Here is a 15,677-nt window from a genome sequence, read left to right on the forward strand (position 1 = left end):
CCCCGCAGGGCGCCGCCCCGGGGCTACGCCTGCGCCTTGTGCGCGCGGATCGCCGCCGCGGCCTGCGGGAGCACGTGGGCGAGGTCGCCGACGACGGCGAAGTCGCTGATCTCGAAGATCGGCGCCTCGGGGTCGTTGTTGACGGCCACGACGACCTGCGAGGCCTGCATGCCGCCGCGGTGGTGCGGGGCGCCGGAGACGCCCGCGCCGATGTACACGCGAGGGGCGACCGTGACGCCGGTCTGGCCGATGTAGGAGTCGAACCACCCTTCGAACGCCGCGTCGCGCGTGGCGCCCACGGCCGCGCCGAGGGCGTCGGCGAGATCCTCGACCGGCCCGAAGTCGCCGCCCGTCCCGCGCCCGCCGGCGACGACGACGGCCGCCTCCTCGAGCGGCGGGCGCCCAGCCGTGCGCTGCTTGACCTCGCGGGTCACGACGGTCACGGCGGGGGCGGCGACGATCACGGGGAGCGCCTCGACCTCGGGGTGGGTGGGGGCGTCGGCGGGCGTGGCCGCCACGGAGTTGGCCCGCACGCTCACGACGGCGGGGTCGGTCGCGACGGTGCTCACCGTGTCCCAGGTCCCCGCGAACACGCGCTTGGCGACGCGCAGGGGCGCGCCCTCCTCGCTCCACGCGACGCCCGAGGCGTCCGCGACGAAGCCCGCGCCGAGCCGGGCGGCGGCCACGGCCGCGGCCTCCTTGCCGGCGAACGAGGACGGCACGAGCAGCACGTCGGCGTCGGTGCGCCGCACGGCCGCGACCAGCACCGAGGCGAGCACCGCGGTGACGTGGTGCGCCTGCGGGGGCAGCGTCGTCGGCAGCGTGGCCTGGTGGACGGCCTGGGCGCCGTACGCGCCGAGCGTGGCCAGGACCTCGACGCTGGGCGCGCCCAGCGTGACGACGTCGACGCGCCCGAGGCTGCGGGCGATCGTGAGGAGCTCGAGCACGGGTGAGCGGACCTCGGTGACCGCGCTCTCGGGGCTGTCGAGCAGGACGAGGACGGTGGGGCGGGTCATCGGGGCCTCTCTCGTCAGACCAGGTCGTTGCGGATGAGGAAGTCGGCCAGGGCCGTGCCGCCCTCGCCCTTGTCGACGACGAGCTCGGTCTCGGGGCGCGGGGGGCGCGCGGCGGCCTCGACCGTCGCGGTGCGGGCGCCGGCGGCGCCCACGTCGGCCGGGTCGAGCTCAAGATCGGCCGCGTCCCACGTCTCGACGGGCTTGGTGCGCGCGGCCATGATGAGCTTGAAGTTGGGGTAGCGCGGGCTGTTGGCCGCGTCGGACACCGACAGCACCGCCGGCAGCGGCGCGGACAGCGTCTCGACGACGTCGTCGCTCTCGCGGGTGATCGTGAGCGTCGAACCGTCGAGCGCGACCGACGTCGCGAGCGTGAGCTGGGGCCAGCCGAGCTCGTCGGCCAGCAGCGCCGGGACCACCGAGCCGAGCCCGTCGAGCGCAGCCATGCCCGTGACGACGAGGTCGACCGGTTCCTCCTCGCCGAGCCGTCGCACGGCGGCCGCGAGCGCCGCCGTCGTGCCGAAGTAGTCGGAGCCGGCCAGGGCGTCGTCGGACACGCGGATGCCGCGGTGGACACCCATCTGGAAGGCCTTGCGCAGCACGATGTCGGCCGTCTCGGGGGCGACGGTCACGGCCACCACGTGCGAGGTCTCGGCGTCGGGCGCGGCCTCGACGAGCCGCAGCGCGGCCTCGACGGCGTTCTCGTCGAGCTCGTTGAGCGACCCCTCAGCAGGGTCGCGCACGATGCGTCCCTCGGCGAACCGCCGGTCGCTGGAGATGTCCGGGACGTACTTGAGCAGGACGACGATACGCACGAGCACCGAGAGTACCCGGGACCCACGCCACGACGCGCCAGGGGGTGGCCCTGCCCGTCTCGGTAGGCGAGCATGAACGCATGGACGCCCGAGCCGGAGAGAAGCAGGCACCACGCCCCGTGGTGCGCCCGCTGACGCGCCCGACCGCGCGGCGCTCGCACGTTCCCCCCTGGGCGTCACGCCCACCGCTGGCGGGGTCGACGTCGCCGTCGTCGCCTCGCACGCGACGGCCGTGGACTTCTGCCTCATCGACGTCGTCCGCCCCGACCTGCCCGAGCACGACCCGGACCGCTACGCCGAGCGGCGCGTCCCGCTGCTCGGCCCGACGTACGGCGTGTGGCACGCGCACGTCGAGGGCGTGCGGCCCGGCCAGCGCTACGGGTTCCGCGCCGACGGCGTGTGGGACCCGCGCGCGGGCCTGCGCCACAACCCCGCCAAGCTGCTGGTGGACCCGTACGCGCGCGGGCTCGCGGGGTCGCTCGTCTACGGCCGCGAGACGCTCGGCGCGGTCAGCGCCCCGCGCTCCGACGAGAGCGGCACGCCCGACTCGCGCTGGTGGGTGGCCGAGCGGTACGGGGAGGCGGACACCTCCGACTCGCTGCCGTTCGTACCTCACGGCGTCGTCATGGACCCCGCGCCCCGGCGCCGCCCCTCACGCGCCCGCGCGTGCCGTGGGCCGAGACGGTGATCTACGAGGCGCACGTGCGCGGTTTCACCCTGCTGAACGAGGACCTGCCAGCACCCTTGCGCGGCACCTACGCCGGCATGGCGCACCCGGTGACGATCGCCTACCTCAAGGACCTCGGGATCACCACGCTCGAGCTGCTGCCGATCCAGGCCGCGGCCTCCGAGCCACGGCTGGTGGCGCACGGGCTGACCAACTACTGGGGCTACTCGACGCTCGGCTACTTCGCCCCCGAGCCCCGGTACGCGACCCGCGCGGCGCAGGACGCGGGCCCCGCAGCGGTGCTCGACGAGGTGCGCACGATGGTGCGCCAGCTGCACGAGGCGGGCATCGAGGTCATCCTCGACGTCGTCTACAACCACACGTGCGAAGGCGGCGACGACCAGCTCCACGTGTCCTGGCGCGGCCTCGACAACGCCCTGTACTACCTGCACGACGGCAACTCCCCCGCGGCGCTCGCGGACGTCACCGGCACGGGCAACACGCTCGACTTCCGCCGGGTGCGCGTCGTACAGATGGCGCTCGACTCGCTGCGCTACTGGGCGCAGGTCGTGGGCGTCGACGGCTTCCGGTTCGACCTCGCGGTGACGCTCGGGCGCGGCGGGTACGGGTTCACCCCCGACCACCCGTTCCTCGTGAGCCTGCAGACCGACCCGGTGCTCAACAACCTCAAGCTCATCGCCGAGCCCTGGGACGTCGGTCCCGGCGGCTGGCAGACGGGCAGCTTCACCGCGCCGATGGCCGAGTGGAACGACAGGTTCCGCGACGCGATCCGCGGGTTCTGGCTCTCCTCGGCGCGCGACGGCTCGCACGGGCGGCCCATGGACGGGATCCGCGAGCTGACCACGCGCCTGTCGGGATCGGCCGACCTGTTCGGCCGCTCCGACCCGCCGCTCGCGCGTGGCCCCGTCGCGTCGGTCAACTTCGTCACCGCGCACGACGGTTTCACCCTCGCCGACCTCGTCGCCTTCGACCACAAGCACAACTGGGCCAACGGCGAGGACAACCACGACGGCACGTCGAACAACCTGTCGTGGAACCACGGCGTCGAAGGGCATGCCACCGACGGCGACGACGCCACCACCGAGCCGTGGTCGGCCGTCGTCCCGCTGCGGCGGCGTTCGCAGCGCAACCTGCTCGCGATGCTGCTGCTGGCCGCGGGCACGCCGATGATCACGGCGGGCGACGAGTTCGGGCGCAGCCAGGACGGCAACAACAACGCCTACGCGCTCGACACCGAGGTGTCGTGGGTCGACTGGACGCACGACGAGGCCGCGCGCGAGCTGCTGGACACGACCAAGCTGCTGCTGGCGCTGCGCCGCGAGCACCCCGCGCTGCGTGCCGACTCGTTCTTCCTGGGCACCCCGCGGCCCGGGGAGACGTTCGCCGACCTGTTGTGGTTCACCGAGCACGGTGCGCCCATGGACCACGCCGCGTGGAACGAGCCCGAGCGGCGCGTCGTGCAGATGCTGCGTCCCGGCCCCTCGGCTCACGACGCCGACGTGCTCGTGGTGCTCAACGGCCGGCTCGACGACCTCGACGTCACGCTGCCGCCGCTCCTGCCCGGGGCAGGCCCGTGGGAGCGCGCGTGGAGCTCGACGTGGGACAGCCCCGCCCAGTCGTGGGGCGACGAGCCCGACGACGGCACGACCCTCGAGGCGCTCAGCGTGCAGGTGTTCGTGGGCCGACGGGGCGCGGCCGCCGCAAAGGAGTAGCCTGCGCGCCATGCGCGCAGACGCCGACGTCGTCGTCATCGGAGCGGGCCTGTCGGGCCTGGTCACCGCCACCCGGCTCGCCGACGCCGGCCGCCGTGTCGTCGTGCTCGACCAGGAGCATCCCGACTCGCTGGGCGGGCAGGCGTGGTGGTCGTTCGGCGGGCTGTTCCTGGTGGACACCCCCGAGCAGCGGCGCCTGGGGGTGCGCGACTCGGCGGCCCTCGCCTGGGACGACTGGCGCGGCTCGGCCGAGTTCGCGCCGGGTGCGGAGCACGGCGAGGGCCCCGATCGGCACGGGTACGCGTGGGCCCGGCGCTACGTCGAGTTCTCCGCCGGCCCGATGCGTTCGTGGCTGCACGGCCTGGGGGTGCGCTTCTTCCCGCTGGTGCAGTGGGCCGAGCGCGGCGGGTACGCGCTCGGCCCGGACGGCGCGCACGGCAACTCGGTGCCCCGCTTCCACGTCACCTGGGGCACGGGCCCGGCGCTCCTGACGCCGTTCGTCGCGCACGCCCGGCGCCTGCACGACGCCGGGCGGCTGACGATCCGCTTCCGGCACCGCGTCACCTCGCTCGTGGTCACCGGCGGCCGGGTGACCGGGGTGCGCGCCGAGATCCTGGCCGACGACGCCGCCGCGCGCGCCCGGCTGCCGTACCGCGGCCGGTCGGCGCCGTCGTCGCGCGACGTCGTGGGCGAGGTCGAGCTGGCGGCCGGCGCCGTCGTCGTCGCCTCGGGCGGCATCGGCGCGAACCACGACGCCGCACGGGCGCGCTGGGACCCGGCGGCCGGGGCGCTGCCCGAGCGCATGCTCCAGGGCGTGCCGGACTCGACCGACGGGCTGGGGCTGGACGTGGCCGCGGCGGCGGGCGCAGCCCTCGTCCACGAGGACCGCATGTGGCACTACCCCGAGGGCGTCGCCGACCACTCGCCCGTGTGGACCCGCCACGGCATCCGCATCCTGGCCGGGCCCTCGGCGCTGTGGCTCGACGCCGACGGCCACCGGCTGCCCGCGCCGCTGTTCCCCGGTTTCGACGCGCTCGGGGCGCTGACGCACGTCACCCGCAACGGGCACGACCACTCGTGGTTCGTGCTCAACAAGGCGATCCTCGAGTCCGAGTTCGCGCTCTCCGGCTCCGAGCAGAACCCCGACCTCACCGGGCGGGACGTGCGGCTGCTGACCCGCCGCGTGCTGCCCGGCGCGCTGGGCCCCGTCGCGACGTTCGCCGAGCGCTCGCCCGAGTTCCTGTGGGCGCCGACGACGGCGGCGCTGGCCGCCCGGATGAACGCGCTCACCGAGGCCACCCCCGGCTCGGCAGGTCACGTGGACGCCGACGAGCTCGCACGCCTCGTCGCGCTGCGCGACGCCCAGGTGTCCAGCGGGCTGGGCAAAGATCCTCAGGTGACGGCGACGGCCGCCGCGCGGCGGTACCGGGTCGACCGCCACATGCGTGTGGCCACGCCGCGCGCGCTCACAGACCCGAAGGACGGACCCCTGCTCGCGGTGCGCTTGTCGGTGCTGACGCGCAAGACCCTGGGCGGCCTGTGGTGCGACGAGAGCGGCCGGGCGCTGCGCGCCGACGGCTCGGTGCTCGACGGCCTGTGGGCCGTGGGCGAGGCCGCCGGGTTCGGCGGTGGCGGCGCCCACGGCCGCCGCGCGCTCGAGGGCACGTTCCTGGGCGGCTGCCTGCACACGGCCCACGTCACGTCGCGGGCGCTCGGGTGAGCAGCCGATGAACGGCCCGCGATGCCACCGGGGCGACGGCTGGCGCGTCGCGGGGCGGGGCGCGCCTCGTCTCGGTGGCCGCAGGAGGGCTGATTTCCGTCGGGTCTCGGTGTGGCGGCGCGTCCAGCGCGCGCGTGGGCCTATCGCGCTGGTTAGCGTGGTCGCGTGACAGCGACCAGACGAACCACCCCGGCAGCGACGACGCAGGCCACCGCGGCCGAGACGCCGGCCGCGCCGGCGAAGACGGCGAAGGCAGCACCCAAGCGGCGCGCCGCAGCACCCGCGCGCAAACGGGTCGCGGCCGACGCCCAGGCCGGTCCGGGCTCCGCTGCGTCCGTCGCGGACGTCCGCGAACCCACCGCGCACCACGTCCCCGTGACCGTCGGGGCCGCCGTTCCCGAGCCCGCCCCGCACGCCTCGATCGGCCGCATCCCCGTCGTCGAGGTCTCCCCCGTCGTCGAGGGCGGGCGCTGGACCGCCAAGGCGAGCGTCGGCGAGGTCGTGCCCGTGGAGGCGACCGTGTTCCGCGAGGGTCACGACGCCGTCAACGCGACGGCGGTGCTCGTCGCGCCCGACGGCACCGTCCGCCAGACGGCCCCCATGCGCGACATCGCACCGGGCCTCGACCGCTTCCAGGGGTTCCTCCAGCCCGACGCCGAGGGCGACTGGTCGTTCCGTGTCGAGGCGTGGGGCGACCCGTACGCGACGTGGGCGCACGACGCGACGGTCAAGTTCGAGGCCGGCATCGACCAGGAGCTCATGCTCGCCGAGGGCGTGCTGCTGTTCGAGCGCATCACCGCGCCCGAGGAGCAGGCCGCCCGCAGCCCCGAGGACGCTGCGACCCTCGCCGAGGCCGCGCAGATCCTCGGTGACACGAGCCGGCTGCCCGAGGCTCGCCTCGCGATCGCCACCACGCAGGCGGTCCGGGACGCCCTGACGCGCAGCCCGCTGCGCGAGATGGTCTCGCCGAGCGCCACATACCCGCTGCGGGTGCACCGCCGTCGGGCGCTGTACGGCTCGTGGTACGAGATCTTCCCGCGCTCGGAGGGCGCCGTGCGCGGCGAGGACGGCACGTGGACGTCGGGCACGTTCACGACGGCGGCACGACGCCTGCCCGCCATCGCCGGCATGGGCTTCGACGTCGTGTACCTGACGCCGGTCAGCCCCATCGGCACGCAGTTCCGCAAGGGCCGCAACAACTCGCTCGACGCCAAGCCGGGCGACCCCGGCAGCCCCTACGCCATCGGCGCGGCCGAGGGCGGGCACGACGCCATCCACCCCGACCTGGGCACCGAGGACGACTTCCGGGCGTTCGTGCAGGCTGCGGCCGACAACGGTCTCGAGGTCGCCCTCGACCTGGCCCTGCAGTGCTCGCCCGACCACCCGTGGGTCACCGCACATCCGGAGTGGTTCAGGACGCGCGCCGACGGCACCATCGCCTACGCCGAGAACCCGCCCAAGAAGTACCAGGACATCTACCCGCTGTACTTCGACAACGACCCGGTCGGGCTGCGCGAGGAGATCCTGCGCGTCGTCGAGGTGTGGATCGAGCGCGGGGTGACGCTGTTCCGCGTCGACAACCCGCACACCAAGCCGCTCGACTTCTGGGAGTGGCTGCTCGCGCAGGTGCACGCCAGGCACCCGCACGTGCTGTTCCTGTCCGAGGCGTTCACCAAGCCCGCGATGATGGCGACCCTCGCCCGCATCGGGTTCCACCAGTCGTACACGTACTTCACGTGGCGCAACCACAAGGACGAGATCCTCGACTACCTGCAGGAGGTCTCCGGGCCGCAGGGCTCGGTCATGCGCCCGTCGTTCTGGCCGACGACGCACGACATCCTCCCGCCCTACCTCCAGCACGGCGGCGTCGGCGGCTTCGCCGTGCGTGCCGTCCTGGCCGCCACCGGCAGCCCGACCTGGGGCATCTACTCCGGCTACGAGCTCGTGGAGAACGTGCCGCGACCGGGCGTCGAGGAACAGGTCGACAACGAGAAGTACGAGTTCAAGCCGCGCCCCTGGGAGCACGCGGACGGCATCGGCATCTCGCGGCTGCTGACCCGGCTCAACGAGGTGCGCCGCGAGCATCCCGCGCTCCAGCAGCTGCGCAACCTCGCGGTGCACCAGTCCGACAACGGCAACGTCCTGGTGTACTCGCGGCGCGTGCGCGCCGAGCACCTGCCGCTCGCGAGCGGCGACCCCGCCGCGGAGCCCGGGCACAGCGACGACGTCGTGCTGGTCGTGCTCAACCTCGACCCGTGGGGCGCGCAGGAGTCGACGATCCACCTCGACCTCGACGCGCTCGGCCTCACCCCGCCGCCCGGCACCGACGGCAGCGCCGCGTTCTTCGAGGCGCGCGACCTGCTGACCGGCGCGTCCTACCCGTGGGGGGCGCACCCGTTCGTCCGTCTGGACCCCCGCGCGCAGGTGGCCCATGTGCTCCAGGTAGGCCGGGGATGAACGCCGCGGCGAGCGACGTCCCCCGGCCGGTGACCGCACCGCTGCCGATCCAGGCGCTGCCGCCCGGCCGCCAGCCCGAGCCGCCGCCGCTGGGCCGGCCGGGCCTGGACGACGACCCGGACTGGTACCGCAAGGCCGTCTTCTACGAGGTCATCGTGCGGGCGTTCTCCGACGCCGACGGCGACGCCACGGGCGACCTCCGCGGGATCATCCAGCGGCTCGACTACCTGCAGTGGCTCGGCGTCGACTGCCTGTGGCTGCCCCCCTTCTACCCGTCGCCGCTGCGCGACGGCGGCTACGACGTGTCCGACTACACGGCGATCGCCCCCCAGTTCGGCACGACGTCGGACTTCACCGAGCTCATCGAGGAGGCGCACGCGCGCGGCATCCGCGTCGTCGTCGACCTCGTCATGAACCACACGAGCGACCAGCACCCGTGGTTCCAGGCGTCCCGATCGGACCCCGAGGGGCCGTACGGCGACTTCTACGTGTGGAGCGACGACAACACGCGCTACCAGGACGCGCGCATCATCTTCGTGGACACCGAGACCTCGAACTGGACGTTCGACCCGGTGCGCCGGCAGTACTTCTGGCACCGGTTCTTCAGCCACCAGCCGGACCTCAACTTCGAGAACCCGCGTGTGGTGGACGCGATGCTCGACGTCGCCCGGTTCTGGCTGCAGATCGGCGTCGACGGGTTCCGCCTGGACGCCGTGCCGTACCTGTTCGAGGCCGAGGGGACCAACTGCGAGAACCTGCCCGAGACGCACGCGTTCCTGCGCAAGGTGCGCCGGGTCATCGACGCCGAGTTCCCGGGCCGCATCATCCTCGCCGAGGCCAACCAGTGGCCTCAGGACGTCGTCGAGTACTTCGGCACCGAGGACGAGCCCGAGTGCCACATGTGCTTCCACTTCCCGGTCATGCCGCGCATCTACTACGCGCTGCGCGACCAGCGGGCGCGCCAGATCCTCGACATCATGGCCGACACACCCGGCATCCCCGCCAAGGGCGGGCAGTGGTCCACGTTCCTGCGCAACCACGACGAGCTCACGCTCGAGATGGTCTCGACCGAGGAACGCGCGTCGATGTACGGCTGGTACGCCCAGGACCCGCGCATGCGCGCCAACGTCGGCATCCGGCGCCGGCTCGCCCCGCTGCTGGACAACTCGCGCAAGGAGATCGAGCTCGCGCACGCGCTGCTGCTCTCGCTGCCCGGCAGCCCCTGCCTGTACTACGGCGACGAGATCGGCATGGGCGACAACATCTGGCTGCCCGACCGTGACTCGGTGCGCACCCCGATGCAGTGGACGCCCGACCGCAACGCCGGGTTCTCGACGGCCGACCCCGGCAAGCTCTACCTGCCGCTCGTGCAGTCGCTCGTCTTCCACTACGCGCAGCACAACGTCGAGGCCCAGCTCGCGCAGCCGACGTCGCTGCTGCACTGGATCCACGGCATGCTCGCGGTGCGCCGCCTGCACCCGACGTTCGGCACGGGCGACTTCGTGGCCCGCACGGCCGACGACGAGGCGATCCTCGCGTTCACCCGCACCGACGCCGAGGCGGGCGGCGAGACGCTCCTGGTCGCCGCGAACCTGTCGTCGACGGCGCGCTCGGCGGCCATCGCGGTGGACGGGTTCGAGGGCTGGACCCCGGTGGACGTCTTCGGCGGGGCCACGTTCCCGACGATCGGGGCCGACGGCATGCTGCGGCTGACCTGGGGCTCACGCGACTTCTACTGGCTGGCGCTCGCACCGCCGGCGCCCGAGGCGGCACCGGCGACGACCACGGCCGCGGCCGCGGGCACGACGACCGCCGGCACCACGTCCGGCACCGCTTCCGTTACCGCGCACGGCGCGAGCACCGCGACCGCGGCGGGCACGCCGTCGTCCACGGGGGTGGCCTCGGGGGCTGCCCCGACGGCGGGTGCGCCGGCCGGCGCGGCGGGCGAACGGTGAGCCTCGGACCCGATGCCGTGCGCGTCGTCCCGGCCGGGTCGCACCTACCGGCGGACGTCACCGACCTCGTCGCCGCGTGGGCGCCCGGCCGCCGCTGGTTCCCCGGCGGGCTCACGGGCCGCCCGACGCCGTGGCTCGAGGTCACCGTCGACGGCTCGCCCGACGTCGTCCTGGCCCTGCTGCGCATGGCCGACACCGTCCTGCAGGTGCCCCTCGTCGTGACGCCCGCGGGACGCGACGAGCACGCGGCACCGGGATACATCGGCACCGCGGCCGGCGTCGCCGTCCACGACGGCGGCGTCCACCCCGCCGCCTGGGCCGCGCTGCTGCACGCCGCGGGGGTGGCGGCCCCGGACCTCACGGGCGGGCACGCCATCGCGGGCGAGCAGTCGAACACCTCCGTCGTCCTGCCCGCGGTGCGGCCCGACGGCGCCCCGCACGGGGCGATGCTCAAGATCCTGCGCACGGTCGCGGGCGGAGACCACCCCGACGTGACGGTGCCCCAGGCGCTCACCGCGGCAGGGTTCGCCGGCACACCACGCTTCCTGGGCGCGGTCGAGGCCGCGCTGCCGGGGTCGGCGCCGGCGCACCTGGCCGTGCTGGCGGCCCTGGTGCCCGATGCCCGCGACGGCTTCGAGCTCGCGTGCGAGCACGCCCGGCGCGGCGAGCCGATGGACGCGCTCGCCGCCGAGCTCGGCACCGTCGTCGCGCACCTGCACGCCGCCCTGCGGGTCGCGCTGCCCACGACGGCGACGCTCGACCCTACGGCCTTCGTCGCCGGGCTGCGCACGCGGGCGAGCGCCGCCGTCGAGGCCGCGCCCGCGGCGCTGGAGGCGCACGCCGGCGCCGTGGCACGCGTGCTCGACGACCTCGAGGCGCGGCTGGCCGCCGTCCCGCTCCAGCGCATCCACGGCGACCTGCACCTGGGGCAGGCCCTCTACGGCGCCGACGGCTGGCAGGTTCTCGACTTCGAGGGCGAGCCTCAGCGGCCCGTGGCCGAGCGCACCGCGCCCGACCTGCCGTTGCGTGACGTCGCAGGCGTGCTGCGCTCGTTCGGGTACGCCGCCGCCGTCGGCGGCGCGGCCGACCCGTCGTGGGAGGCGCGCGCGCGGCAGGCGTTCCTGGCCGCCTACCGCGCGGTCGACGGCGACGGCGGCGACGGCGGCGGCGGCGACGACGGCGACGGCGACGCGGCACCGAGCGACGCGGCACCGAGCGACGCGGCACTGAGCGACGCCGTGCTGCGCGCCCTCGTGCTCGACAAGGCGCTCTACGAGGTCGTCTACGAGACCCGTCAGCGCCCGCACTGGGTCCACATCCCGCTGCGGGCGATCGAGGAGCTCCTCACCGACCGAACGTCACGATAAGGTCAAGCGCGACCCATCGCGGCGTCCTTCACGCCAGGTGTGCGTCAAGTGCGGCGCGGGCGATGACACTTCTCTTCGTGTCTGCGCCAACCACGTACAAAAACGCAACCCCTGCTCCCACGACGCCCCCGGCGTCCGGCCCCCGCCCCACCCTCGAACGGCTCTTCCGTCTCAGCGAGCACCGGACCAGCGTCCGCGTCGAGGTCATGGCCGGGCTGACGACGTTCTTCGCGTCGGTCTTCACCGTGCTGGCCATCCCCGGCATGATGGCCGGCGGCGCCGCCGCGGCCGTCGGCGCCGCCGCCCCGAACCCCGGCATCGCGAACGCCGTCTTCATCGCCGCCGTGCTCGCCTCGATCCTCGGCTCCCTGCTCATGGCCTTCCTCGCCAACCTGCCGTTCGTGCAGGCCCCCGGCATGGGCCTCGGCTCGTACCTCGCGTTCACCGTCATGCCGGCGATCGGCCTGCTCGCCGCACCGGCCACCCTGACCGACGTGCAGGTCTTCCAGATGGCGCTCGCGCTCGTGCTGCTGTCCGGGTCGCTGTTCGTCGTGCTCTCGGCGACCGGCGTGCGGCAGAAGATCATCGACGGCATCCCGCGCAACATCAAGGTCTCGCTGGGTGCCGGCATCGGCCTGTTCATCACGCTGCTCGGGCTGCGCCAGTCCGGCATCGTCGTGGCCAGCGGCGGCACGCTCGTCACCCTGGTGAACTTCTCCGGCTGGAACCACGCCGACCCCGCGGTGCGCAGCCAGGTTCTCGGCGCCGTCCTCGCCCTCGCCGGGTTCCTCCTGATGACGGTGCTGCACGCGCGCAAGATCAAGGGCGCCGTCCTCATCGGCATCTTCGCCACCACGCTGCTCGCCTTCGCGACCGGTCAGACGGCCCTGCCCGAGAACTTCACCTTCAACCTCGGCGAGCAGTTCGCCGACTTCGGCCGGTACTCGCTCCTCGGGCTCGACTTCGGCAGCTTCCTCGGCCTGGGCAACCTGGGCCACGTGCTCGCCGTCGTGCTCGCCATGGTGCTCGCGCACACCCTGGTCAACGCGCTCGACTCGCTCGGCACGATCTTCGGCGTCGCGTCGGCCGCCGGGATGGTGGACGCGAAAGGCGACGTCGTCGGCCTCGAGAGGGGCCTGCTCGCCGACGCCGTCGGCACCGCCGGGGGCGCGCTCCTCGGATCCTCGTCGACCGCGACCGTCGTCTCCTCGGCGTCGGGCATCAACGAGGGCGGGCGCACCGGCCTGACCTCGCTCGTCACCGCCGGGATGTTCGTCCTGGTGCTCGCCGCGGCACCGTTCGTCCCGCTGATCCCGCTGGTCGCCACCGGCCCCGCGCTCATCTTCGTGGGCTGCCTCATGATGGCGCAGGTCAAGCAGGTCGACTTCTCCGACGTCACCGAGGCGGTCCCTGCGTTCCTCGCGATCGCCGTCATGCCGCTGACGTTCTCGATCGCCAACGGCGTCGCGTTCGCGCTCGTCTCCTACGTCGTCCTCAAGGTCGCCACGGGCCGCCGGCGCGAGATCACCTGGCCGGCCGCGACCATCGGCGCGCTGTTCGTCCTGCAGTTCCTCGCCTGAGCGGATGAAGCTTGCGATCCGGGCTCGCCGCAACGCCCGGATCGCGAGCCGCCTACGCCTTGAGCACGCACACGAAACACCGGCGTGGAAAGGTGGGCACCATGACGAACGGCCCTGTCAGCACGCCACCCACCGCCCCTGCCGTCGACCCCGCGGTCTTCACCGCCGTCGCCCAGGGACACACCCACGACCCGCACTCGGTGCTCGGTCCGCACCTCATGCCGACCAGCGCGGACGGCTCGGCCTGGGCCGTCGTGCGCGCCCTGCGCCCGCTGGCCGACGAGGTCGTCGTGGTGACCGCGGACGGCGAGTTCCCCGCCCGCCACGAGGCGGCCGGGGTGTGGGAGGCCGTGGTGCCGGCACCGGTCGGCGACGACCGCGCCGCGCACGCCCCCGACTACCGCATCCGCACCCGCTACGGCGCCGACGCGCAGACGGCCGACGACCCCTACCGGTTCCTGCCCACGCTCGGGTCCATGGACCTGCACCTCATCGGCGAGGGCCGTCACGAGGAGCTGTGGCGAGCACTGGGCGCCAACCCGCACCGGTACTCCAGCACCCTGGGCGACGTCGAGGGAACGGGCTTCGCGGTGTGGGCCCCCAACGCGCGCGGCGTGCGCCTGGTCGGCGACCACAACCGCTGGACGCCCGTCCACCCGATGCGATCGCTCGGCTCGACGGGCGTGTGGGAGATCTTCGTGCCCGGCGTCGGCGAGGGCACGCGGTACAAGTACGAGATCCTCGGCCCCGACGACGGGTGGCGCGCCAAGGCCGACCCCATGGCCAAGGGCACCGAGGTGCCGCCCGCGACGGCCTCCGTCGTCGTCCACACCCAGCACGAGTGGGACGACCTGGAGTGGATGACGGCACGCGCGCGGCGCGACCCGCACTCGGGCCCCATCAGCGTCTACGAGGTCCACCTGGGCTCGTGGCGGCCCGGGCTCGGCTACCGCGAGCTGGCCGACCAGCTCACCGCGTACGTCGCCGAGCAGGGCTTCACGCACGTCGAGTTCATGCCGGTCGCCGAGCACCCGTTCGGCGGCTCGTGGGGCTACCAGGTCACGTCGTACTACGCGCCCACCTCACGCTTCGGCCACCCCGACGACCTGCGCCACCTCATCGACCGGCTGCACCAGGCGGGCATCGGCGTCGTCGTCGACTGGGTGCCGGCGCACTTCCCCAAGGACGACTTCGCGCTCGCGCGCTTCGACGGCACGCCGCTGTACGAGCACCCGGACCCGCGCCGCGGCGAGCACCCCGACTGGGGCACGTACGTCTTCGACTACGGGCGCACCGAGGTGCGCAACTTCCTCGTCGCCAACGCCACCTACTGGTTCGAAGAGTTCCACGTGGACGCGCTGCGCGTCGACGCGGTGGCCTCGATGCTCTACCTCGACTACTCGCGCAACGACGGCGAGTGGGCGCCCAACCAGTACGGCGGCCGCGAGAACCTGGAGGCGATCTCGTTCCTCCAGGAGGCCAACGCGACGGCGTACCGCCGCTCCCCCGGCGTCATGATGATCGCCGAGGAGTCGACGGCGTTCCCCGGCGTCACCGCCCAGACGGCGCACGGCGGGCTCGGGTTCGGCCTCAAGTGGAACATGGGCTGGATGAACGACTCGCTGCGCTACATCGCGGAGAACCCGATGTACCGCCGCTACCACCACGGCGAGCTGACCTTCTCGCTCATCTACGCGTTCTCCGAGCAGTACGTGCTGCCCATCAGCCACGACGAGGTCGTGCACGGCAAGGGCTCGCTGCTGCGCAAGATGCCGGGCGACCGCTGGCAGCAGCTCGCGGGCGTGCGCGCGTTCCTCGCCTACATGTGGACGCACCCGGGCAAGCAGCTGCTGTTCATGGGGTCGGAGTTCGCGCAGGACGCCGAGTGGAACGAGAGCGTCGGCCTGGACTGGTGGCTGCTCGACAACCCGTCGCACGCGGCCATCGCGCGCCTGGTGCGCGACCTCAACATCTTCTACAAGGCGACGCCGTCGCTGTGGGAGCGAGACTTCACGCCCGACGGCTTCGAGTGGATCGACTCGAACGACGCCGACCACAACACGCTCGCCTACCTGCGCAAGGACAAGGCGGGCAAGCCCGTCGTCGTCGTCGTCAACTTCGCGGGCATCCCGCACGAGGGCTACCGTCTCGCCCTGCCCTTCGGGGGCGTGTGGCGCGAGGCGTTCAACACCGACTCCGAGACGTACGGCGGATCGGGCGTGGTCAACGCCGGCACGGTGCCCGCCGAGCCGGTGCCGTGGCACGGCCGGTCGCACTCGGCCGCGGTGCGCGTGCCTCCGCTGGGCGCGCTGGTGCTCGTACCGGAGGACTGAGCCCCGGAGCCGGTCACTGCGCGAGAAGCCTCGGGCC

Annotated in this window: 10 protein-coding genes; 8 read left to right on the plus strand and 2 right to left on the minus strand. The window is 73.6% G+C overall.

Going from position 1 to position 15,677, the window contains the following annotated elements; translation table 11 throughout:
• Positions 1–23: 23 nt before the first annotated feature.
• Positions 24–1,016, minus strand: coding sequence for an electron transfer flavoprotein subunit alpha/FixB family protein (locus ET495_RS07895; protein ID WP_129204027.1), 993 nt, complete (start codon positions 1,014–1,016; stop codon positions 24–26).
• Positions 1,017–1,030: 14 nt separating this feature from the next.
• Positions 1,031–1,828 carry an electron transfer flavoprotein subunit beta/FixA family protein gene (locus tag ET495_RS07900; RefSeq protein WP_129204029.1) on the minus strand — a complete coding sequence of 266 codons (798 nt, stop codon included), beginning with the start codon at positions 1,826–1,828 and terminating at the stop codon, positions 1,031–1,033.
• 169 nt (positions 1,829–1,997) lie between these two features.
• Here ET495_RS07900 and ET495_RS19390 point away from each other — a divergent pair, with 169 nt between their 5' ends.
• The 8 genes from ET495_RS19390 (at position 1,998) to glgB (ending at position 15,640) form a co-directional block, all read left to right on the plus strand.
• Positions 1,998–2,516 carry a hypothetical protein gene (locus ET495_RS19390; protein WP_342770163.1) on the plus strand — a complete coding sequence of 173 codons (519 nt, stop codon included), beginning with the start codon at positions 1,998–2,000 and terminating at the stop codon, positions 2,514–2,516.
• Entirely contained in the window at positions 2,495–4,228 is a 1,734-nt protein-coding gene (glgX, locus tag ET495_RS07905) for a glycogen debranching protein GlgX (RefSeq protein WP_342770159.1), read from the plus strand. The genes ET495_RS19390 and glgX overlap by 22 nt, the downstream gene beginning before the upstream one ends.
• Before the next feature lie 10 nt (positions 4,229–4,238).
• On the plus strand, positions 4,239–5,948 hold the full coding sequence (locus ET495_RS07910; RefSeq protein WP_129204031.1) for an FAD-binding dehydrogenase: 1,710 nt from the start codon (positions 4,239–4,241) through the stop codon (positions 5,946–5,948).
• Positions 5,949–6,323: 375 nt separating this feature from the next.
• Positions 6,324–8,405 carry an alpha-1,4-glucan--maltose-1-phosphate maltosyltransferase gene (locus tag ET495_RS07915; RefSeq protein ID WP_129205940.1) on the plus strand — a complete coding sequence of 694 codons (2,082 nt, stop codon included), beginning with the start codon at positions 6,324–6,326 and terminating at the stop codon, positions 8,403–8,405.
• Positions 8,402–10,360 (plus strand): maltose alpha-D-glucosyltransferase, encoded by a 1,959-nt coding sequence (gene treS, locus ET495_RS07920; protein ID WP_245993369.1) that lies wholly within the window; start codon positions 8,402–8,404, stop codon positions 10,358–10,360. Before ET495_RS07915 ends, treS begins: the two co-directional genes overlap by 4 nt.
• Positions 10,357–11,727 carry a phosphotransferase gene (locus ET495_RS07925; RefSeq protein WP_129204035.1) on the plus strand — a complete coding sequence of 457 codons (1,371 nt, stop codon included), beginning with the start codon at positions 10,357–10,359 and terminating at the stop codon, positions 11,725–11,727. Before treS ends, ET495_RS07925 begins: the two co-directional genes overlap by 4 nt.
• 206 nt (positions 11,728–11,933) lie before the next feature.
• Complete coding sequence (locus ET495_RS07930) at positions 11,934–13,307, plus strand: NCS2 family permease (RefSeq protein ID WP_162616405.1); 1,374 nt, start codon at positions 11,934–11,936, stop codon at positions 13,305–13,307.
• A 101-nt stretch (positions 13,308–13,408) separates the two neighbouring features.
• Positions 13,409–15,640, plus strand: coding sequence for a 1,4-alpha-glucan branching protein GlgB (gene glgB / locus ET495_RS07935; RefSeq protein ID WP_129204039.1), 2,232 nt, complete (start codon positions 13,409–13,411; stop codon positions 15,638–15,640).
• Positions 15,641–15,677: the final 37 nt, after the last annotated feature.

This window comes from Xylanimonas allomyrinae (assembly GCF_004135345.1).
Classification (GTDB): domain Bacteria; phylum Actinomycetota; class Actinomycetes; order Actinomycetales; family Cellulomonadaceae; genus Xylanimonas; species Xylanimonas allomyrinae.

Bases quoted from the DNA above. Each gene is read 5' to 3' on its own strand.
- ET495_RS07910 (WP_129204031.1), top strand. From the start codon at position 4,239: ATGCGCGCAGACGCCGACGTCGTCGTCATCGGAGCGGGCCTGTCGGGC.
- treS (WP_245993369.1), top strand. From the start codon at position 8,402: ATGAACGCCGCGGCGAGCGACGTCCCCCGGCCGGTGACCGCACCGCTG.
- glgB (WP_129204039.1), top strand. From the start codon at position 13,409: ATGACGAACGGCCCTGTCAGCACGCCACCCACCGCCCCTGCCGTCGAC.
- ET495_RS07895 (WP_129204027.1), bottom strand. From the start codon at position 1,016: ATGACCCGCCCCACCGTCCTCGTCCTGCTCGACAGCCCCGAGAGCGCG.
- ET495_RS07930 (WP_162616405.1), top strand. From the start codon at position 11,934: ATGGCCGGGCTGACGACGTTCTTCGCGTCGGTCTTCACCGTGCTGGCC.